The following is a 23003-nucleotide window of genomic DNA, read 5'->3' as shown; positions in this document are numbered from 1 at the left end:
CTCCCTAATCAACAAGCCTGAATGCTCTGTAGTAATTATCGTCTTTGATTTCCGAAAACAGGATTAATTCGTGCCCATCATACTTACCCGGGTAAAACATAACCACCGGCACATGATCAATTGCCTGATGAAGATTATTCAACACCTTATGTGACCTTAGCAATGGATAGCATTTCCCGATTCCGGTTAAGAAGACCACGGCTTCCTGCGGGGTACGTTCTTGAATATATTGAACGATTAGACTGGCATCATCATTGATCTGGAGGAGGTTTCCGACTGATTTTACGATTCGTTCAAGCCCTTTTTTCTTTTCGAACATAAAACACTGTTCCATGAAGCCTTCCTGCTCAAGAATGTCAATGATGATATCGTAGAGGTCAAAAACAACCAGTTCAAAACCATCGATTGCTTTGGAATTTTTAGCCTTCATGTACTCGATTCGTTCCCTGACAATCAGTTCTTTCTCCGCCGGATAATCGAATACATAGTAACCTACTTCATTGCCAAGCCCTTTGTTCTGGCGAAAACTTGGCATGCGGATCATTCGTTCCGCTATATCTAATCTTTCTTCCAAGCTGGCCATTCTTATCTCACCCCTGTCAGGGCATGAACCATCAATTCCATGCCTTTATCCCTCAGATGTTGTTCCAGCGTCTTATCTAATATTGGTTTCAGAATCTTTCTGATCCCGGATGCACGATCTGTTAAACCGGCTTCCATCAACATTGTCTTATAACAGGTGCCCAGTCTCTTAAGGGTGTAATCGGTCCATTTTGCAACTTTCTCACTTTGCAGTTGCTTGTTATTGAAGAAAATTCTGATGTCACTGTCAGCCAGTTCATCGCTTCCAATAATCAGCTTTTCCCGGTAAACCTCATAAACGAAATCGAAGAATAAGCTGTCTGTCTTCATTATTGCAATGAGGTTGATGATTTTCTGCGTTGCTATATCACTTTGTTCAAAAAGCGAATAAAATGACTGATCTAAACTTTTTACCCGATTGGACACTGTATTAAATATTTGTATTGCCCTATCTTGTGTGGGAGCCGCGAATAGATTTTCTTCTAAATTTAGCACTTTAATCTCTTTCAACGTTTTCCCCTGATTGATCAGGTTTATCACCTTACGAAACTCAGAAAACCAGAACGAAAGCTTCACCATTCCTGCACTGTATTCTTGTTTTCTCATCCTTTGTCACCATTCAGTGCAACATGTGCGACAGCTTCATTCTCCGGTTTATTCACAACCTCCACGATATCCCCGATATCGCAAGCCAATGAACGGCAAATCTTAACAAGAACCTCCATAGAAACAAATTCATTGTTCGAGAGTTTCGTCAAGGTATTGGGACTGATTCCGGTCATTCTCCGTAATTCTGTTCTCTTCATTCCTTTATCAATCAACAACTTGAAAAGCTTGTTGTAACATACATCCATAATTTATACACCCTTTTATACATACTTTAAGAGCCTACAAGTTACAGAATACCACATGTTATAGGTTCTTAATAGTTATGTATAAGAAATTGCGATTTTTTATCAATCTTAAGCAATGGTTGCTTAAAATGGTGAATTGTTTGCTTTCTCGCTTACCCATGCAAAGGATAGCTCAACCTCATGAATACGGACAGAAGGGGTGAGTTGGTTAGTTTGGCCTTGCAACCCGAATAGACGGACGAAATTTAGATAATCCTCTAGCCATGCGGAGGCCGGACTAAAAGAGTGAACCAGCATGATTGCCTTCTTGGCATTCAGATTCATAGCTTCCAACAAGGCCGAAGCGGTACGATGAAGCAGCTGATATCGAATGGAATCCAAATTTACGGAATCCTCAAGCTGCAGGGTTTCTCTAAGAAAAGCGAGCCTCTTTCTCTTGCCGTCGCTCGCTTGCTCCAGCCAGTCCTTCACCAGTTCTCCGAAAGGCTCTTCCACTTTTCCTTCCACCATGATAACAACCAAATCTCGATCTGCCTTGCCTAGCACAAAAAGATCGTTCTGAGACGGTGCCTTTTGATTATCCAAATACACTTCGTGTTCCGGAAATACATAAAGAATTTTCATATTTTCAAATTCGGTATTCGAGAACACGCCTCGTATCGAAGACGGTAATCCCTCGCATGCAGTCCACGAATGGGCTAGTTCGTAGGCAGAATACCCTTTCTTCCACTGCTTCTCCGGATCGGCGAGAAAGCTTCTCCACACATTTAAGTCATTCGTTTGGATACAAAAATGTTTCATATTGCCTTTCCTCCTGCCAGAAAAACTACAGCGATACAAACCTCCGCAAACTAACAAAATACAATCCAGCTTCATTCATCCGATAACCGAACGTCTCAGACCAGGCCTTAGCATAAGCCTGCACTTGCGGCGCATAAAACCGAACAAACTGCTCCAATTTGCTCTCATCCAATTGATCCGTTTTGAAGTCGACGATCACCCAGCCATCTTCCTCTTCGAAAGCGAAATCTATTACACCCTTCACCAAGAGATTGCCGCCGTTATTGGACTGATGCGTCAATTCCGCGGCAGCTGTTTCCGACATCGTTTGCTCGGTTGCGGGATAAGACATTGTCTCCCCATTGCTCTGAACCATCATAATCGGGATTTCAAACAATCGCTGCTTCGCTCTCAGACTACGCTGCCAGAGTTCACTTTCTAGAACTTCTCGGAGAACAGGCAGGGCATCCCCCGCGTCCTTCTCTGCAACCTCTTCGACCTGGCAGAGGTATTGAACATACTCAGGCAATTCGCTCATCGGAAGACCTTTTCCAACTGCTTCAAGCCCCTTATGGATCACGCTGCCGAAAGATTGGCCCCTCCCAGTGGCTGACCATTCCGGCGTGTCGCTCATGCTCTTCGTCAGCCCGGTAACGGTTGATTCGGCATAAGTCGGTTGGCGCAGTTGATGGAACACCTGCTCTCTCTGGGCCAAGTAAGCACCTAGATCAATGGATGAGGCTTCGGACCCGGATAAACCAGATGAAGTTGTCCCAATTACAATATCTCCGTCAAGTTCCCGATCATACTCATCTGTTTGAACATCCGATTCCGGAACATCCAACTCCCGGATTAGCTCCATCCCATCCATGAGTGAACTCCACGGGCACTTGGCAGGTTGTTCGGGGTAGAGACTGACGACTAGCATTTGCTTGGCCCGCGTCGCCGCGACGTAAAGAAGCCGATCCCGCTCCGCATGCATGAATGCTCGCTCCCGCACGCTCATCGCTTCCCAGCCAACCGGCTGGGCAATCGTTTCCTTCTGGAACCCTTTCGATTGTTGGATCAGGAAATAGCCCGCGGCCTCAGCCTCCGAACGATCAACAAACTGGTCGGCGTCATGATCCTTCTCCCCGCAAGGACAAGCGAGAAACACGATAGGCGCTTCAAGCCCTTTTGCCTTATGCACGTTCATGATCCGTACCGCTTGCCCTTTGCCTGTGTAAAGACTGGCGGTTTCCATACCTTGGCTCTCCCGAATGGCCGAAATCGCATGCGCCAGTTCATGCCAATCCGATGCGAGCATGGCGTCACGCTGCAATCGCTCCAACATCTTAAGCAGTGTTCCAGACCGATTTGCTCCAGCTTCTTGCACCGTGGAATAAGGCAAAAGACCGGTATCCTCCAGAATGCAGTACAAGGCTGACCATGCAGGCATTTCTTTCACCCAATCGGCATATTCCCGCAATTTACGGCATGCAGCGACAACTTGACTACCCTGTTCAGCTGACTCCTCAGGCAGCCGATAGATAGACCACACATTCCCTAGAGCACGATGCGCCATCAGCTCCTTGTCGCTAATACCGAATAGAGGTCCGCGCAATACGCTCAGCATCGCCACCTGATCGGATGGATCGGCCAGGTAGAGGGCCAATTGTCCCAGCGTATGAAGCTCGGGGTATAGAGCGGAGCTTCCTACAGTTTCCGCAGCAACGCCCCGCTTCTCCAATTCTTCTGCGTAGAGATGCAAATAATGCCTTGTCCTTGTCAATATAAGAAAATCATTGGGCCGTGCCTCTCTGAACACCCAGGATGCGCCATCCCGCTCCTGAATAAGCAAATTTCCGTCGCGGCAAGCCCACGCGATGTATGCGGCAATACGCTGTGCGTCAACCGCCGCTACTTCATCCTTGCCTCCGGGAATTTTCGGGTAAGTGAGTGCATAAACCCCGTGACCCGCGCGCTTATTCCCCTTTGGATTCGGTATATTCGTTTCCATCCGGACATACGCCGCTTGAACATCGGTTTCCCGGACGGGAAGCTTGCCGACAAATTGCCCGTTCACAAAATCGCCGATCGCATCGACGGATCGGAAATTGCTGGTCAAGTGAAGCACATCTCCACATGCTTGAATCCGCGATTTAACCTCGTTATAAATGGAAATATTCGCGCGGCGGAAACGATAGATGGACTGTTTCGGGTCTCCCACGAGGAACAAGGAACCCGGCTTTGGAGTAAGCTTCCGCCAATTCCGTTCATTCGGATCATCGCCGGCCCCCGTTAAGAGAAACATCATTTCCGCTTGGACCGGGTCGGTGTCCTGAAATTCGTCGACCATAAGCCGTTGGTAGCGCCCGGCGAAAAATGCGCGAACCTCCGGGTAATCACGCAGAAGACGGCAGGCATACATCAGCAGATCCTGAAAGTTCAGCTTCCCTGCCTGCAATCGCCGTTCTCTGCAATACTCCAATGCAGGCAAGACAAATTGAATGACATTGGGATACAGATATTCCCGCCACGATTGAAGGAAGGGGAACAGGACCGTGATCTGCCAATCATGAAATCGTTCGGAGATGGCTTTGGCTTGCTTCTTATCCGTCCATTTGTACTGCTTCACATCCAGTTTGAAGTCAAACATCTTCGCAAGCGTTAGCATCAACATATCGTCCTGCTCATCCGACAACCGCAGCATGCGAGTAGCAGTTCGCAGTTTTGCCTGAAGATTATCCCACCCTTTTTCCGGTTCAGCTGTCGGTAGAAACCTGTTGGCTTCTTCGATCATGGGAAGCAGGGAGAGCCGGATGAGGTTGAAATCAGGACGATGAACCGGTTCGCAAGGGATTTGGAGATCCGTAAAAAGGGATACCCGATCATAGACATTCTTCAGAATGCTGATGTCAATTCCCACCTCGGCAAAGGAGGTAAGGGCCTCACTATCGCCCTCCTGCAGCTGAATCAGATATTCATCCCAGCATTGATCGTGGAACGCGCGATTCATTTCATCATCCATTTCTTCGAAAGAAGGGTCCAATCCGGCCTCAATCGGTCGCTCGCGAAGCATGGAGGAACAGAACGCATGGATCGTTCCAATAAAGATTTGGTCCAGATTGGCCAAAGCTTCTTCCATTCGTTCTCTAGTTTCGCCTTCAACATCAGCCGTTTTCTGCTCTAAAGCAATGCGGAAACGCTCCTTCATCTCATCCGCCGCTTTATTCGTAAAGGTGATCGCCGCAATATGCTCCATCTTCGCCGTTCCGGACTCGATGAGTGCCAGCAATCTGCCGACCAAGCTGGTTGTCTTGCCCGAGCCTGCACCGGCTTCTACCAGAAAGGTCGTGTTCAGCTCCTCCAATATCCTCTTTCTAGCTTGTTGATCGGATGGTTCATTCAATGTTCTCCACCTCCAGCAGCGTGTGCAACAGCTCCGAATTTGCTTCATCCTTTCGCTTATGGACCATCATCTCTGCGTGCTCTCCGCATACAGCCGCATAGTCGCAATATCGGCAGACCGCAGGATTTGAAGCGGGAATAAACAATCCCTGTTCCATCGACGAAAGGATTCCTCGGATCACCGCGGTGACTCGATTCCGTTCGGTTTGCGAACGCGCAATCACTTGCCCATGCCCCCGTTCGCTTGGAAAGACGTAAGACGCTTCAAGCACTTTTGCATCAGAATCCACACCCGTTTGCCGAATCCAAAGCTCCGTCCCCATTGCGTAAAGCGCATGTTGCAGCTGCGTGCCGCCTGCGAACATGCCATTTTCCTTGTAAGGCCGAGGACTGCCGGTCTTATAGTCGATAATTCGATATTGATGCGGCGCAACTTGATCGATCCGGTCGACGATCCCGCGCAGCGTAATCGCCATGTCCTCGCCAAGCTCAAGGTGCAACGGCTGGTCGTCCACGATGAGCTCTTGTTCGAAAAACCGGGGGGCCGTCTTAGCCTGCAATTCCATGCGATAGAATACTTCCACATCCCGGAGCATCGCTTGCCGCTCCCTCTCAAACACATGAGGGCTCGGTGCCGGAATCCGCTCGGCATATAAGAGAATCGTCTCCTCCGCAATACGAAGCAAACGGGCATGATCGTGTGTAATAGGCATGACTTTACTTGCGCTGACTTCCGTCATATAACGACGATAAACCTCGTGCAGCAGCGAGCCTCTTTCATTCGGCTTCAGCCAGGAGGTACGATCAAAAGTCACCTGATCTTTCACGCGAATCCTGAGCACATATTGGAAAAAGTACCGCATCGGACATTCCGCGTACTTCTCCAATTGACTTGCGCTAAGCGTCCGTTCGTCCCGGTCTTTCCAATAATCAGTCCATTCATCCCCCGCTATATATCCGTCATGCTCCGTCACTTGCGAGCTGCCACGCGCCTCGAGTGCAAGTCTGCCTTGACGAAGCGACGGATAGACCGATTCGATGAAGGATTGCCGGTCCCTCATAAGGTTTACATTCGCATGGATTTGTCGGAAGACATAATGAGAGCCGTCCAATGGCAGTCCATTTAGCTCAGTAGAGGATGGCTGCTCTACATCCAAATACCCGACAGGTTCGCCTAAGCTTCGGTGCAGCATCTCATAGTCCGCATTCGTTTCTCCGGATACTTTTCGGAATACCTGTAGAAGTTGAAAAGCCGGGCTTGCTGTCGCTCCTTCTGCCAAGTCATACGACGAGAAGCTAAATGTGATATTGCCGCTTATCATCCCAAGCCGACCATCACGAAGGCGTTGCCGATCTCTTTGTCTCTGCACGGCTGTTTGAAGCCCGGCACCGATCCGTCTGCACTCTTCATCGAGAAGCATGGGATTTTGCCTGATATTCCCGGACCACGACTGTTCATCCATCCCGAGAAGAAACGTATGTTTTCTCCCGCTGATCCCCCCGTTCGACAAACTCGATATGTACAGGAATCCGGGCTTGGGTAACCGTTGCACCCCGACTCGAAGTTCCTGCAGCATGTCTCGGGCATACAAGAACATTTGCTGAAACGGCATCGAGTCCGGAACAGGACATTCCTGCAGTTCTTTAGCGATACCTTTCATTTCTTGCAGGACGATCGCATCCTCTTCCGTTCCGCATACACCAAATCGATCCAAGATGTTAACGAGCCATCCCCAGATTCCCTTAGGAGAGGAGAGCGCCGCTTCGTCTGGAAACAATTCTCCCAGGAGGTTTGTCAGATGCTTCTTAATCTCGTCATCCCGTTGTTGTTGTTGTTCCGTCCGCTCCCGTTCTTCGGGTCTTTCATTTGAATCCCCTTGGAACCGGACAACTTCTGACCCTAGCAACTTGATATACCGTTCTTTCCCCCAGCCGATTCCGCTTTTCTCCAGAGCTCGAATACAATCCGCATTCGTTATTCCTTGCTCACGATCGGAGAACGTAATCAATTGCTGCTGCAGCATCGATACGAGCGGCCGCACCTGATAACCGGACTCCAGCCAGTTCAGCAGGAAATGGGCGGCTCTTCCCATTCCGGATGTAATCGCAGGTAGCCCGTCTGCGAAGGAACAAGAAAGACCCAGAGAAGCACACATGGTCGAAATGGCCAGCATATATTCTTCATCCGGGACGATCATCTCTACTTCATCCAATGGCATCCGGCCCTGAATAATTCGTCTCAATGCTTCGCGAACCTCCGCCATCCTTCCGGTCGCATGATAGAACTGAACCTCTTCGAACGGCATTGTGGATTGAATGTCAGTGAAGGAAGAATCCGCAATAATCCTTGTCATCCGTCCGTTTGACAACCGCTCCAGCATTCGAGCGGAAACCGGTGAAAGCGGCATAGGGTCTGGCAGAATAAGCTCCACGTTTTCCGGCAATTGGGTTGGTATATGCGACAAAAGGCCGGGGAAATCGATCCAGCTCCGCTGATTCAGAAAGCGCTCATACGCTGACAGCACCTTTCTGACATAGCTGCCTTTTTGCTGGCTCATAAAGTGGTCGTCTCGAAGCTCCCCCGCTCTCACTCCGGCACGGCGCAGATCCATAATGGCTTGGTGAACATGCATGGCAATACCAGGCTTTACTTGATCCACCGCGATGTAGGAATCCGGCTTGGAAGCCATTTGTTCCATGACATGATGGATAATCCAAAAGGACCGCTGTTCCCCGATTAAAGTCAGCCCTTGTTGATACAGGGAGAACTGAACCTGACTTCTTACAAAGGATTGAACCGTTTGGACCTCCACATTCATAACCGGCCCTAATTCCCGGCATATTCGCATAAGCCAGGACTGTCCTTCGATGTAGGAAGGAGCAATAACAATTTTGCGGCGAAATGGCTCTCTACGGATTGCATCATATAAACGTTCTAGAAACGTGCCTGCTATTTTCAAAAGGGATACCTTCCTTTCGTCTATCGTTCAACAACAGCACCTTACTGCCCATACAACTGTCCCCAACGCTGTAGCTGTTCCTTAAACTTTTCCCGGACAGATGCAGGCTCTAAAATCTCCGCTGAAGGTCCGTACTGAACCACCCAATTCATAAACTCCCGCTCGTGGTTGACGGTGACCTCGAATAATAAGCTGCCGTCCGGCAGATCGGTCATCTTCGGTCTCACGAACAATTCTTCTTCCTTCACATAGCGGGCGACATCCGGATGGAATTTAATCTTAAAAGTGATTAAAGAATCCCCGCGTTCAATCGACCAGGTATGCTTCATATACTGAGCAATGTTAAAATCACCCTTGTCGAATCGATTACTTGTCAACTCTACATGGCGGAAACGGCTTATACGAAACGTGCGAATGTCCTGCTTGGAATGACAATAGCCGATCAAGTAAAACCGTTGATCCCGCGGGACCAAATAGTACGGATCAATTTGGCGCTCCGTCAATTCATTCCGGCTCTGGGTATGGTAAACAGCCCTGATCGTCTTACTGGCGATAATCGCTTCCATGATGGGCAGCAAGAAGTTGGCACTGTTCTCCCGATAAGCCGGGGTGCCCATTTGGATCATGTCTGCGACATTTTCCAGTGTATCGTACCGCTTCCGGGTTTCTTTCACATGGGTAGCCATCACCTTGTCGTAGGCGGATTCAAAGCCTGGAGGCAATTTGCTGGTGTCCAACACGGAGGGCAGGACAGAGAACACCAACGCTTCCTGCTCCGTGAAATTCAGCGGGTACATGGCGAAATTACCGACAAAACGGTACCCTTTTCCGTAACCCTCGTTTGTAATCGGTGCGATCAAGTCCAAAATCCGCATGTCCCTATAAATCGTACGATCCGTTGTCTCGCATTTGTCCGCCAGCTCCTTGGCCGAAATCCCCGGATTGGATTGAATGGCGAGAAGTATTTTAAAGAGCCGAATCACTTTATCCGTCATGCTATATCTCCTATCGTGGCATATAGAATGTAAATCCTTATCATCATTGGGATTCTACGCTTTACCTGGTTCTTCCTGCCTATAAGGAGAAAACGCAACGTTCTCTGTCGTTTTGATGATGTACACTTCCTCTAGACCCGGCGTAAGTTCAACAATTGCCGTATCCTTAACGACAAATCGCACCATGCCGCAAACATGATGCTCAAACATATCATAAATCCGGCCGGCGCTGCGGCATCCTTTCGGTACGGTATGCGGACTGTTGGCGACATAACCGATTTTGCCCAATGGGATCATATCCACCTTTATCGCTTCATGGTCATGCGGATTATCCGGGTCTTTGATCAAGTGAACGACCTGACCCGGCTTTAGAAATGCTGCTCCGTAGTAATGCTGCGTGCCTGTGACGGCGATATAGATCGGTTGATCCACTGTACTCACTCCCGCATGTCTTTCCTTCATTATGACGGATCGCAGCGACCATAGATTGTCAGTGAATATATGTTCTACACATAAGAAAAGCACTGCGGCATCTCAACTTGAGATCGCAGTGCTGCATTCATTTTAGAAAATGGGCAAACTGATCCGGCGCATTCCGAATGTCTTGTGCCAACTTCTCGTATTCCGCGGATAATTTGACCGAACGAACTCTTTTGGCGTCTTGATCGCGCGGCTCAATGAATCCTTCTTCTCTCCAATGACTTACCTTTTCCCTTATTGAACGGTCCGACAAACGCAACAGGTCCCTCATTTCGCTTGTCGTTAGGGTGTCTTGTTTAAAGGTTAATTGAGCAAACACCATTCTTTGCTGGGGATCTAACTTGCGAATTAGATCCGGTTCGATTTTCGTCATTTGAGCAGATTTCTCCGTTACGATGGCAGCGGCTTCTTGAAAAACCTCCGCCAAACCATCGATAAAGAATTCCAGCCAAGGCGTCAAATCAGCTTCATTCCGCCCAAAATAATAATTGTGATGGAGACCCAACTGGAGTCGGCGATAATATTCAGCCAAGTTGCGGTCATAGAAATTCTCGAGTACAAATAACCCCTTTAAGCCATATCCGCCGCGTCGTAAAAGATATGTCGTGATCATCCGAGCCGTTCGGCCATTCCCGTCCAAATACGGATGAATCGTTAGGAACTGCCACATGAATATGCCAGCCTTGATAGGAACCGGAACCGAATAGGTTTCCGGCGAGTTCACCCAGGCAACCAAATCCTCCATTAATACCGGGACATCTTTCCATTCCGGCGGCAAATAAAAACCGGAGGCATTGCGGCTGCCTACTTGATTCTGTTCTTCGCGATACTCGCTAACACGCGGTCTTCGTCCGTGCGATATTCGGATAATAGCATGCAGCTTTTTAATAAATTCCTCTGTGACCGGGAGTTGTCTTTTTTCGGCTTCATCCAGGTATTCCAAAGCTTTCATTAAGTTATAAACTTCCTGCTCTTCATGGTCACTGCTGGTTTGGTACAAAACCTTTCGCTTCGTCGCCTCGTCGAGCGTATTCCCCTCAATCTTTGTCGAAAGAATGACCGTCTTTTCCATCGATTCTTTCTTAAGTAGATCGAGAATAGATGCGGGCAATGGTAGCAAATCGACTACGGCACTGGCGCGCTGTATATCCATAAGTCTGCGGGCTATGGTGTCCGTTATTGAATATTTGGGTGTAAACATAACATCACCTTCCTCAATAACATTATACCATTGCCGCTATTTTGCCGCAAAGTATTTTTGTTTCATTGCATTTTCTTCGTATATTTTAATTTCTACAATGACATCCTGTACAACGCTTTATTCTCCAGCCCTCGGACTGGCTGTGTCCACAACTCCTTGTCCGAAGTGGCGCTTAGTGCGTCCTCCGCCATCTGGAGTTTGGCATCCAGTGCGTCAATATAGTGCAATGCTACCGCTTCTGCCGTTTGCGGCTGTACCGGGCTCCCCCATTCTCCGAGGTTATGGTGAGAGAGAATAAGGTGCTGCAATCCGATTACTTGTTCCGAATCAAGCGGAAGTTCCAGCCGCAATGCAGCTTCTGTGATCCAACCAGCTGCCATTGCAATATGACCGATCAACTTTCCCTGAGTGCTATAATCTGTCACGACCCCAAGCTGAGCGATCATCTCCTCTGGCTTTGCAATATCGTGTAGGATAATCCCGGCTTTGATCATATCCTCTTTTAGAAATGCCCTCTGCTTGCAAAGGAACTCGCCGATCTCTAGCATACGAACGATATGATAGGCTAAGCCTGCAAAGTATGCATGATGGTGCATTTTGGCTGCCGGATAATGAGCCAGTTTCTCACTCACCTTATCGACGCAAAAGCTTACAATATCACGAATGACCGGGTCCGAAATACTTTCGATTACTCTGTATATGACCTCTAATAATTCCGCAGATCCAATTGGAGCCGCCCGAATAAAATCGGTTAGAGACACACCGTCTTCATTGCTTACATTGCGAATCCGGGTGATCTTAACCTGCGGCTTTTCCCGATACAATTGAACGATTCCCTGAACCTTGACTAGCGTCATCGGAGAAAAGCTGTCTTTTTCTGTTTCCTTCACATCCCAATACTTTGCAGGGAGCTGGCCGCTGGCATCACACAGCACCAAATCGAAGTAATCCTTTGCCGGGGATGTATTGGTCTGCTTCAGCTCCAGCTCTTTCAGCAAATAAAAGCCGACGAATTCATCGTTCGTGGTCAGTTCTTTTATCAAAGTCATTCTTTTCACCCCCATCTACAACTCCAAAAACTCTGCCTCTGCCTCAGTAATCTCATATTCCTTGAATTGTAAGTATTTCTTTAACGTACCCGTCATTTTCAAGGGATAAGGTTGTGCCGTAGTCGATTCAAAGGTGATGCACACTTCACGTAAGCGATGCACCATCCAAGCTAAGCGCTCTCGGTCTTGCCTATCCATCGGACCTAATGGCATATATTCCACAACTCGGGGTTGCTGAAAGGCCGTTTCAGGGTTATCGTACTTGGTCATAGATTTGGCAATGTTCCTCTGGGTCTTGGGTTTGGTTCCTACACCGTAATACAGTCCTGACTCGTTATCAGAATAGACACCTATAGAGAATGACATGGGGCGAAAACCATAGGCTGGAACGTCATCATTGGAATTAACACGAATAACGGTCATCCCATGATCGTTCTGTATCCAACCAGGTAAGTCAGGATTCTTACCACGGCCAATTTTGTTGTTTTGAATACCGTCCAACCCTTTATATCGAAGCTCCGCTTCAACTAACACGATCGGCTCCTTGCCACTCATTCGTTCCATTCTTAACTGCTCACCGAACCAGCGAGCGACCTCTTTCTTTAGCGCATCCGGGGCTTTGGGAAGCGGATCAAATTGATCTGTTTTCAACACAGCTTCTGATAAACTCAACCATTCCTCACTGCCCCGGCTTTTTACCATTAATACACCGTCTTCCAATTTCGTAAGAATCGCATAAGTTCCTTTATCACCTGAAACCAGATCATAGGCTATAATTGGGCGTTGTTCATTTACATCCATATGTGCCTTGTAATCGATAGCTCCCGCATCCCCCAATAAATCCAAAATACAGTTGAAGACTTTGTGAATATAGCTTGACTCCGGTTTATCTTTCTTACGTTTAGACTTCTTTGCCCCGTTTTCGGGATAGACGAATTGAGTGATCCTCCCCGTTAATTGAAACCCTTTGCGTACGGCTTGCTTGGGATCTATTCCTTCGCCAAGCTTCTTCCAGGCGTCTTTAGGTAATATTTCAATCAATGAGCAAGTTATGGCTTGATTCCCTTTAACATGTTCGATGCTTCGGAGGATTTTGTTGGTTCGATGTTCATCCGCCAGGTCCTTAAGTGCTCCGCGATCCAAGCCATCTACATAGTCCTTCCTGTCACACTTGACCACAATGATGCGGTTTCGAGAGGAAGAGTTCAACCTAAAAACTTCTCCGTCAACATGTTCAGCCAGCAACTTTCCTTTATATTTTTTTGCCTTCAATGCTTCGACGACACATTGATAAAGAGAGTCCGGTCCCCACACTTCAAGCACAAAATCTTTATCATGACCGCAGTATACGGGTGGGATCGGTTCTCTTACTCGCCTCCTTGCCCCTTCTAGCTTAGGCTTCGGCACAAGTGGCAACGGCGTAAGCGATCTCCAGTCGGATACATTCTCCCGTACCATCTCGTAAAATCTCATTTTCTCCTGAATGCTGATTCCCGCTTCAACATATAGGGGGTTAAAGACTCTGTTATTATGAACGACCCATATCTTAGGGGAAAGATCTGAGTGATACTTGACTGGATTTGTTAAGATATCCTCAGTCGATAACGGATTGCCCCATAAGACATCACAAAACAATTCGTCGAGCCCTTCAGACCAACGTGTATAAGGCTCAGTTCCACCTTCTCTGCGAAAAGATAAACTCGCGTACGAACGTAATCCCATTCCCCGATCTTTGTTCAGAGGATTGTCCATGGAAACCAATAACGCGCTATTAATGCCGCCTTTCAGATATTTGGTCTCCTGTGGTTTCGTAATAAACCGTCTTATTCCAGCCGAAACCATCAATAATAGTCGTTCCGGCTCACCGGCCCTATATTGTAACCGAAATCGAACGACATAAGAAAAAGTACCAGATCTAGTGGTTATGGGCTCAGACATGCACTCTGCCTTTTGCGTGGCATATACTTGCGAGAACGTAAGCTCAACAGGCTCATCCCGGTTATCAAGCAGTAGTTGTTTCGGACTCAAGCAAAATTGATGTGCAACTAGAGCAGGAAGCAATTCATATTTTAACCTTGAATCACGATGCAAAATGGAATCTACCGCCTCGCTTCGCCAGTCCATTGTACTCGTATCCAAATCATCCGGTGCAGCTACGCCTTGCCTCGTTGCTATTTGGTTCATCCATCCCTTAGCCAGTAATAGGGTCATTCCAACCGGGACTGGCTGCGTTGCAATGAGCCACGGACGGTTTTCATCCAGATAAAATTGGTTATTGACCGAGACAATCTGTGGAAATATACTTTGCAGTTTTTTACCTAATGGCTTAATCGCAAAGGGCAGCTTAACTCCATTATAAAATTGACGAATAAATTCTCTCCAAACCGTTGGTATATCCAGTAGATAGATCTGCTTACTATTCCAAGCATTTTGGTCGCTCTCGAAAGCATACAGCTGCAGCAATTTACCAGTCCGACTCATGGGCCTCATTCCTTTCCATCATGACTTTCATACTGTCTATAAATGGTCCATATAAACTGCGAAATGCTGGATTTGATTCATGATCCACCATGATCTTCAGCCAGTAATCCAACATCGATTCCCCAACATCCGTGCGCATGGGCTGAGCTAGAAATTTACCGTCACAGTAGAACACTCTCGCCGGTGTGCCTTTGCGAAGAAGCCTTCCAATCGTTTGCCAGACTGGAATAAACGTATACCAGGCTATGGTCTTTCTCTCCGCAGGATTTAATACGGACCAATAGTCTGGTTTACGGTACATCCGGTGGAGCAATTTATTACTTTCGCTGCGAATGAGGTCCAGTGCCTGCCTATAAAGCTTGCCTTCAAAATCGGCACGTTCAATGAAGTCAGGCAGTTTGGCATGCAAATGTTGGATGAGATAGGTCATGTCCTGCGGTACCGGATATGGCCGTATCATAAAAAACACAGATCCGAATAATGAACCTTTCGTATCATCCAGAATGTTATAACCGCGACTTATCGCAAGTAACGGGGCGATCAGCACATCAGCGTTTTCGTTAGCAAACCGCTCTAATTCTGCTCTTGAAAACTCGGCTTCATGAAAAGGATCCGGGTCCCTCGTTAACTGGCGGTATCTATTTTTCCAAGAAGAATGTGATGCAAATACGGCTCCGACATCAGCAACGTCCTCATAAGAGTTGACAATCAACAGCACTTTACGATTTGCACCCGAGTAACGCCACTCCAGCAATTCTTGTTCAATCTTGGACATTAACTTGGCGGTTAGCGCACGTAGATTTCGTTCTCTCCTATCCTCAATCTCACCGGATATTTGGATAGGGGTTTCCTTCCCGTGCTCATAGATCGGATAATATTCCTGGTGAATGACTGGAACACCCAGATTGGATTCCAACAGCCATCCAGGCAACGATGCAATATGATAGTGGGCTGATCCTGGAGCCAGACTTGTACCTGAAAGCAGAACAACCGCAGGACCTTCATATCCATCTATTCCAGCGTAGATCGATTGCCAGTCTTCAAGGAGAAGTCGACCGACACCTGAATACTGAACGGCTTTGAATGTACCTGTGTCATTCCCAGGTTTTACTTCATACAGATACCCGGTCATACGTCCTGTCATCGCATCTTTCATAATTGCTGAAAACTCACGTTGAATCGTGTAGAGTCCCTCGAATTCAGATAATTTTCCTAATTTGGCTTGAACTAGCGGATAAAGATCCATGAACACTTGTATATCATGATCGATAAGTGCCAGACATAAATATAATTCCAACGAATGAACCGGGAATTTCAATCTTCCAACAGGGTTTGTCTCACCGCCCAACTTATGGAGAATGGTAGTTAGAGCTTGTTCCCGCTCCTTCTTCGTTCGAGCTTGCAGCATTTTCGTTACATCTGCATAGATAGGGTGGTCCAGCGGATGATCCGCATAGTTGCGTAATTCCTGTTCAATTCTCTCCCGATTCTGTTCGTCCTTGGCGAAAGCGCCACTGATGCGATAAGCTTCGGTAGAGAGCCGTAATAGCTTCCGGTACAAAAACTGAGCGAATTCAGGCGATAAATTCAATGTACGATATACACCGCGGCGGATGGTGCTTTCAAGGCGATTCAGAACATCCATCCAGTCTTGTACAACCTCGTCATGTGCATACTTACCATAATAACCTATCGTTTTTCGAAATGATTCTAACAGGGTCTTCTCAAAGAGATGCTGAGAGTTACCAAACAATGCAATCTCGGAGACGAAGGAATCGTCGAATTGCTTCTGAACCGCATCGGCTTCATCAACGAAAATGATGTCTAACAAGTCATACATCGCTTCATAGACTGTTCTCTCATAAGGGTCCAGCATAACAGGTAGTTTTGTTTTCAATATGCTTGCTGAGGTTGTAACCCATACTTCCGCATGGATCAGGGCTGCGAAATCGCGATAGATTCCGCAACTGGCTGCATAGGGGCATACGCACTTTTTCTCCTGCTGTATTAACTGACGACATGGATAATCTGTCGTATTTTCATGGTCATTGGCAAGGGCATGGATGATGCAAAAATCGGATACATGTCGGAGTTCCAGATAAGAATCCTGCCCCCAATCCGTTACATCCCGAATCTGATGGCGACGGGCGGATATATAATCTTTCTGATGTTTACGGCGACCCGTTCTTCCAATTACAGGAACAGCGTTAATTCCCAATAAACGAAGTTCCTTAACTCGATTTAATACTTGAGGGACACTGCTCTCAGTGAATCCGACACGAGCTCCTGCTCGGACTAATCGATCCGTTTCCAACACCATAAATGTGGATTTTCCCGACCCCAGTCCCCCTACGATATGCTGTAAGCCCTTATACTCAAACTGTCGGATACTGGGGTTTGTCAATGATTTTAGTTTAAGTCCAATTCCGGCCCGTTCCTTCCATTCCAAGGCTGCCGAAGCTTCTCGCATCCCCTCTGTCTGATAAGTATGCTCGTCTCCAAGATGAAGTGTAAATCTCCCCTTCGGTCTATATCTCGGAAATGTTGACGTATTAACCAACGGCGGTGGAATTTCTCCGCCATAACGAATGGACTCTTGTTCCTGATTATATTTGTAATAGTGGAACTTGCCTGATGTAGCAAAGTGTATGTCTTTAGACAGATGGGCAACAGCTTGTTCTAATAATTGCTCGTACCATTTCCTGCGATCGGCGAACAAGGCAGGAGTCCGGAGTCTCCAATGACTACCGTCGTTTTCATATAATCTATATTCAACCGAAACTTCTTCATATCGTTCGAATAAGTTGTCCCATGTCATCCTTGAGCGCAAAGCACTATATAAAACTCTTAAACGGTGTGCAATCTCCTTCCGAGCAGGCTTGGGAAGAATAGGTGAGTCGTAACCTGATAAAATCGTATAACCTTCGCTGATATCCATAGAAGAATCAACCATCAAACATCCTGTAACGAACAATTCCACAGTATAAATGGTTTCAATGTTTTGCCGCGGCAATCCAGATGGCAAGAGACGCGGAAGGAACTGCTCAAAATAGGTCCAATACGATACTCTCATCTCTCCGTTGCCTCCCCAGCCAGATGCTTCTGCACATCCCGCTCATTTATGACTTTCAGATGACTCGCATGAGCCATAAGTGCTTGTTTAACAAGCTTCGAGTAACCGGGGTATATTTTCGTTCGGTATTGCGGAATGACAATATATACATGTGGGTCTCGATATTTCTCTAGTTGGTGGGGTTGCATTTTATTGAAGAAGTTAGCCAGGTGTAGGGGGTGCTTAAAATCCTTCATATCCAGATAGACGATATGCGTATCCAATTCGACGGCTAAATCAAACCGGTCTACTTGCGGAAAGAGTTCAACTTTGTAACCTTTCTTCGTTAGCCAATCTTTAGCTGTAAGTTCAGCCAACCCTGGCAACATCGTGTACCGATAAATTCCATAACGCAATCGATGCATGGGCTCATGGATTTCCCATTTCTTAAGCTCTCCGCGACTGGCCAGTTTCCCACAAAGATCTTCTGCCCCGCATTGCCAGTGATCGTTACGAAATTCCAGCGTCCATCCGCATCGTGGACATTTGCGATATCGTTCTACATCGTCCGAAATTTCTTCATAACAGCGACTAAGCTTTTTCATCAGTTCTGTATCCTTAAGCTCCAGCCCAAACTCCATTAAACGGTAAGCAGATACAACCGGATTGGTAATAAGGAACTCTCGAAGTTTTCGGTACTTCTCCTCTAGCATCGGCATTGTCCCTCGGCAGTAGCGCAATATCTCTACTATTTCTTGTGTCTGAGCTTCTTCAGGCGAATCGTACATGATTTTAAATTCACGTGCGTCTGGTGACAAGCCCAGATCCGGAATCAAGAGCGGCGCTTCCTCCGGATAGATACCGGCTACTACAATTCCCCATTCTTCTGCCGGTTTTTGCAACAATTGAATAAGTGAATGCAAATCAATTGGAGCTTTTTTTCCCTCCAACATCAGGAGTCGAACAAACTGCATATGTCCTTGACGCAATAGAGCCGGCGGCTCGCTGAAGTCTTCTCCCCACTGTGACAAACCTGCGATTAAGTTTAACAAACAATCCCTCACATCATTCTTATCAATTTGCATTTCAACACCACCGGTAATGGATTAAGAATCACCTAGTATATTTTTATTTTATAGTTAAGTCATGACAACACTTTGTCAGCGAATATATGTTCTGCACAAAAAAACGACCAGATCTAATCCGGTCGCGTAGAATTCCTTATTCACATTGGGAGAAATGTAAAATTCAAGCTTTAATCATCTTCGGTTAGTAGTAATTCCCTTTTACAAACATCACACTGGACCTTGATAACCAATCCTAGACTTGTTGGTATAAATATGTACGCAAACTTTGCTCCCGTTACATCTTTGGGTTCACATTTATCCCAATTATTAATTTTGTTTTCCATAGATTTGCTAATTTCAAACTTCATATGATTCTCCATAATCAATGTAACTGATCCTTGATCTTATGCACCCATTTTGGAAGAGATTCGGCCTGATATTTTAAAATACTATGTTCAGCTTGCATAACGATTTTACCGGAAACTTCGCTATTATCAATCACAATCAAATGATCAATGAGATGGATATGAGTTAGCAGATTTTGCATGGATGTGGTTTGTCTCCGAATGATGTCTTCAGTCGGTATATGATGTCCGCCGTTTCGAACTCTGGCGGCAACACGTTCGATATTGAGCCGAACATCATTTAGACCCACATAAAACATCGTCACTTCAAAGCCGTTCGCCTTGGCTTCCCGTATCAGTCTTATCGCATTACCGCCGGCCAAAGTCGTTTCTACAGAAAAATCGCGTTTATGATGGATACAATCTCTCGCAAGTTTAATCGCTTCTTTGCCTGCGGATACTTTGCGGCGATCCGGATGGTCAGAATCAATGCCGCGAGCTAAAGCGTCGGGATCTATATTGACACTGATACCAAGCCTGTCCACTATCAAATTGCGAATGGTGCTTTTGCCGCTGCCGTTATTGCCGGCGAATACAACCATCACTGTGGAGTACTCATTCATGATGAACCCCAGGATTGTCGATTGGCTCGATCACACCGTTTGAATATTCTTTGACAATCTGGCCTTTTTCCGTTTGATAGACAATGTAAGTCCCGTTCGCTTTTGCATCCAGTTTCGCGCGATCGCCCGTAAGTTTGATCAGTTTTTGCAAATCTTGAACACGATCCATCATTGATCACCACCGAATCCGTCTCCATTTAGACATTATTATAACATATTCGATTATGATCAAAATTACAGGTTTCGCATACCGGTTTGTCCACCCTCATCACAAAAAAATCCGCTGTGCACAAACCGCGTGACTTCTTATTCCATTATAAAGTTCAAAAACGGATCTTCCCCAACTCCTCCCGGAAAGCCGGTCTTCGCGGAAACCTGGTTAACAATTTTTGTGTGACAGTGAACGCTTCTTTCCGCCCGCCAACCTGTTGAAGCATTCGAATGATCCGGCAAACATCGGCGTAATCTCGCCTGTCTCTGGATTGATCCGCCCGGAATTCGATATATGCCACGAAAAGCGCCTTCACCTCCTCCGGGTAATGCGGAAGCAATTGCTCATAGAACGATTCAATTCGGTAAGGTGCCTTGCGGACATGTTCCAAAAGCCGTACGAACATCTCCTCTCCCACCAGAATTTGGGTATACGTATGCTCTCCCCTCGGGCTCTGCTCCAATTGATCTAACATATCTTGCAGATACAAGGACCATTCTCCCTCATCCGAAAATGTATCCTTCACGGACCGGTAATAATCATATTCTCCGTTCATGATCAGCTCCATCCCGAGTTTCCGTTGCTGTTCGACTTGTCCTGTGCGATGGTATGCCTCATATCGATATTTCTTCCAGCGATAGACGAGCCCCGGCAGCCCCTGATCTTGAGCTTCCCCGGCCGCCGCCAATCGGATCGCTTCCTCGGCATCGCCTTGCTCAAGCGCCGCTCGAATCGCAATCTCCCGAATTTCCGGGAAATGCAGATGTTTAACCAAATAAGCTTTCGCCTGTTCTTCACCTGAACGTTCCAAAATTTGACCATATCGGAGCACAGTTACCCGCTCGTCTGTGTACTTCCGCGACCAATTGCTTCCGGACGTATGACCCAGGAGCGAATCCGCCGCATCATCCCATTGATGTTGCATCTGTTCCGACTCGATCAGCGCGCCCGCCGCCTCGAGGAGCGCGAGCTGCCAATCCGACCACCCGTCGTAATAAGGCTGGTGTGTCTCCTCCAACAACCGGCGGAAAATCTTCATGCGTTCCTCCGCCGGAATAGGATGGCGATCCTGAACCAGCTTGAAGATCGATTCCAGACAGCTTTCAATCACGATCCCGACACCACCGCCCGAATCGTCGGCGGACTGCAATAATTCAATCATCTCTTCGATGATGCAAAACAGAATCGCCAGCCCGTGCAACCATTCCTCTTCATCGAAGGCGGAGAGAGCCTTTTCAGCGACGATCTCCGCACCTTCCACCGCGCGGCTTACGTTCCGCCAAGACACAAAACCATGATCATCCGAATATGTGTCAATGTAGGATCGAATCAACCGTCGGCAGGCGTCCAACTCCTGATCCGCGCCCCTTTTCGACAAGTGGAGTCTGATGCGCTCTTCCGCGGTATATGAATCCGATGCAATCGAGAGCAGCAATTCGATTAATTTCTCCTTGCTCTCTGCTTCCAACAGTTGCCGGAGAGACGGTTCCGGTGAAGATACCCCGTCTGCTTCTCTATTCTTAAGCTCGAGGAATACGGCGACTTGATGCTTGCATACCGGTCCAAAATCGTACGGACAATCGCATTCCGATTCCATTATGTTGTTCTCGTTGTCTAGCCTTACATAAACCTCATAATCCTCGTACCCGCGCACAACCGCAGTGTACTTTTCATCGGCAATGGACTTCAAGGAAATTACCCGTCCTTCGAACGCGTATTCCTTCCCTCTGTGTACAACTGCAGGATCTATGTATCTGGAAAAATCGGATAAATTCAAGAGGACCACCCCCTTTGGATGCTTCTTTCCATCTTGGAATTCCAATAGTCGATGAACACCTGATAAGATCGCTCAGTGGTGAAGAAGAAAATATGTTGATCTGCCGCAGCGTCGACATATTCATCTTTTAGAAATGGTGACAGCGACACAGGTCGTATATCGGTTGCCATTTGGAAAATAATCCTGCTCATTTGTTGCTTTTATGCTTAAGGATGTATGTTTTAGCCAAGTGGTTTAGATGGCCAACAGCAATTGAATTGGGATCACTCGGGTCATGCTTCTTCTGCATGGCACGTTCAAATTCATCAATCATCTTTGCAAAATCGCATACATTCTGCTCAAGACCAAATAAGCGTTTCATGTCTCGATAGTGTCGAAAAAAGACTGCGTTAGCTTGATCATTGGGATAACCTAATTGTTGAAGTTCCGAAATGACCGCTTGAGCATACAGCTTAATCATCGTCTGTCTTGAAGAACGTTTCACCGGTATCCCCTGCCCAAACATTTCTTTATTACTCGAGAATCAACTTCACTTCAATGGATTCGAACCAATCAGAAACACGTTTGCGATTCTGCTCTTCAACAAACTGGTAATACCGCTCTAACTGCTCGCTGTCGGAAGATAACGCATCCTTGAATCTTCGGAATATTCTCTTGCCGCCGCTTAATATGTGCATCAAAGTGGATTGCAGCTTTTTATCTTCAACCGTTTCCGCAAAATCAACCATGTCGGTATATCCTTCATCCGACTCCCGTTTCGGTATCCGAAAGTAAATTTCATTAAAGCCTTCTTCAATGATCTCGCTTAATTCTTCGTCCTCTTCATCCCGGTCAAACGTTCGCAACATGACAACATCTCCAGTTTCGATATTCAGGAAGGACTCTATTCCTTCTACGTACATGTCGTATGCATCCACAATCTCCTGAAACTGCTGCTTGGTCAATTTCAATTCTTTCATAGGTTCTCCCTCAGCTACTGTCGCTTTGATCAACTCGCCGCGTTGTTCCGCCTCATACTCCTCCCACGTGATTCCATACGGGAAGCCTCCATCCGTATATCCGGCGATAAAATAGAAATTCTCGTCTTGCTCCAACAGCCCCGTGAATTCCGCTTTCTGACCGGTCCGCTTATTTTTCTTCCTGCCGCGCATTAAGTT

18 protein-coding genes are annotated in these 23003 nt (G+C 47.0%); all 18 read right to left on the bottom strand.

Annotated features, from left to right (window positions below; genetic code table 11):
- Nucleotides 1-4: 4 nt before the first annotated feature.
- Nucleotides 5-583: a DUF1788 domain-containing protein gene (locus ACI48J_RS07295; protein WP_405082299.1), complete on the bottom strand. Its 579-nt coding sequence runs from the start codon at nucleotides 581-583 to the stop codon at nucleotides 5-7.
- 2 nt (nucleotides 584-585) lie between these two features.
- The gene (locus tag ACI48J_RS07290; RefSeq protein ID WP_405082298.1) at nucleotides 586-1188 is read right to left on the bottom strand and encodes a DUF1819 family protein; all 603 of its coding nucleotides are present in this window, start codon (nucleotides 1186-1188) and stop codon (nucleotides 586-588) included.
- Nucleotides 1185-1436 carry a helix-turn-helix transcriptional regulator gene (locus ACI48J_RS07285; RefSeq protein ID WP_212949702.1) on the bottom strand — a complete coding sequence of 84 codons (252 nt, stop codon included), beginning with the start codon at nucleotides 1434-1436 and terminating at the stop codon, nucleotides 1185-1187. The genes ACI48J_RS07290 and ACI48J_RS07285 overlap by 4 nt, the downstream gene beginning before the upstream one ends.
- Before the next feature lie 123 nt (nucleotides 1437-1559).
- Nucleotides 1560-2237 (bottom strand): DUF6946 family protein, encoded by a 678-nt coding sequence (locus ACI48J_RS07280; RefSeq protein ID WP_405082297.1) that lies wholly within the window; start codon nucleotides 2235-2237, stop codon nucleotides 1560-1562.
- A 25-nt stretch (nucleotides 2238-2262) separates the two neighbouring features.
- Nucleotides 2263-5607, bottom strand: a complete 3345-nt coding sequence (locus ACI48J_RS07275; RefSeq protein ID WP_405082296.1) for a UvrD-helicase domain-containing protein — start codon at nucleotides 5605-5607, stop codon at nucleotides 2263-2265.
- Nucleotides 5600-8566, bottom strand: coding sequence for a PD-(D/E)XK nuclease family protein (locus ACI48J_RS07270; RefSeq protein WP_405082295.1), 2967 nt, complete (start codon nucleotides 8564-8566; stop codon nucleotides 5600-5602). Before ACI48J_RS07270 ends, ACI48J_RS07275 begins: the two co-directional genes overlap by 8 nt.
- A gap of 41 nt (nucleotides 8567-8607) precedes the next feature.
- A complete protein-coding gene (locus ACI48J_RS07265) occupies nucleotides 8608-9561 on the bottom strand; it encodes a YafY family protein (RefSeq protein ID WP_074730127.1) in 954 nt (317 codons plus the stop codon).
- A 54-nt stretch (nucleotides 9562-9615) separates the two neighbouring features.
- Nucleotides 9616-9993: an HIRAN domain-containing protein gene (locus tag ACI48J_RS07260; RefSeq protein WP_174350195.1), complete on the bottom strand. Its 378-nt coding sequence runs from the start codon at nucleotides 9991-9993 to the stop codon at nucleotides 9616-9618.
- A gap of 127 nt (nucleotides 9994-10120) precedes the next feature.
- Nucleotides 10121-11242 (bottom strand): Fic family protein, encoded by a 1122-nt coding sequence (locus ACI48J_RS07255; protein WP_405082294.1) that lies wholly within the window; start codon nucleotides 11240-11242, stop codon nucleotides 10121-10123.
- Nucleotides 11243-11334: 92 nt separating this feature from the next.
- Nucleotides 11335-12291 (bottom strand): 3'-5' exoribonuclease YhaM family protein, encoded by a 957-nt coding sequence (locus ACI48J_RS07250; protein ID WP_405082293.1) that lies wholly within the window; start codon nucleotides 12289-12291, stop codon nucleotides 11335-11337.
- A gap of 15 nt (nucleotides 12292-12306) precedes the next feature.
- Nucleotides 12307-14772, bottom strand: a complete 2466-nt coding sequence (locus ACI48J_RS07245) for a pPIWI_RE module domain-containing protein (RefSeq protein WP_405082292.1) — start codon at nucleotides 14770-14772, stop codon at nucleotides 12307-12309.
- Entirely contained in the window at nucleotides 14756-17845 is a 3090-nt protein-coding gene (locus tag ACI48J_RS07240) for a hypothetical protein (protein WP_405082291.1), read from the bottom strand. The genes ACI48J_RS07245 and ACI48J_RS07240 overlap by 17 nt, the downstream gene beginning before the upstream one ends.
- Complete coding sequence (locus tag ACI48J_RS07235) at nucleotides 17842-18909, bottom strand: hypothetical protein (protein ID WP_197186982.1); 1068 nt, start codon at nucleotides 18907-18909, stop codon at nucleotides 17842-17844. Before ACI48J_RS07235 ends, ACI48J_RS07240 begins: the two co-directional genes overlap by 4 nt.
- 364 nt (nucleotides 18910-19273) lie before the next feature.
- Entirely contained in the window at nucleotides 19274-19858 is a 585-nt protein-coding gene (locus ACI48J_RS07230; RefSeq protein WP_240353108.1) for a zeta toxin family protein, read from the bottom strand.
- Nucleotides 19851-20030, bottom strand: a complete 180-nt coding sequence (locus ACI48J_RS07225; RefSeq protein ID WP_019537557.1) for a hypothetical protein — start codon at nucleotides 20028-20030, stop codon at nucleotides 19851-19853. The genes ACI48J_RS07230 and ACI48J_RS07225 overlap by 8 nt, the downstream gene beginning before the upstream one ends.
- 151 nt (nucleotides 20031-20181) lie before the next feature.
- On the bottom strand, nucleotides 20182-21855 hold the full coding sequence (locus ACI48J_RS07220) for an SWIM zinc finger domain-containing protein (RefSeq protein ID WP_405083191.1): 1674 nt from the start codon (nucleotides 21853-21855) through the stop codon (nucleotides 20182-20184).
- 178 nt (nucleotides 21856-22033) lie between these two features.
- Nucleotides 22034-22330, bottom strand: coding sequence for a hypothetical protein (locus ACI48J_RS07215; RefSeq protein ID WP_209844419.1), 297 nt, complete (start codon nucleotides 22328-22330; stop codon nucleotides 22034-22036).
- Between the two features lie 28 nt (nucleotides 22331-22358).
- Nucleotides 22359-22997 carry a UPF0158 family protein gene (locus ACI48J_RS07210; RefSeq protein WP_007781149.1) on the bottom strand — a complete coding sequence of 213 codons (639 nt, stop codon included), beginning with the start codon at nucleotides 22995-22997 and terminating at the stop codon, nucleotides 22359-22361.
- Nucleotides 22998-23003 lie beyond the last annotated feature (6 nt).

Origin of the sequence: Paenibacillus chitinolyticus, from assembly GCF_045038035.1 — a bacterium.
GTDB lineage: Bacteria > Bacillota > Bacilli > Paenibacillales > NBRC-103111 > Paenibacillus_F > Paenibacillus_F chitinolyticus_A.
This window is presented reverse-complemented; position numbering and strand designations above follow the sequence as displayed.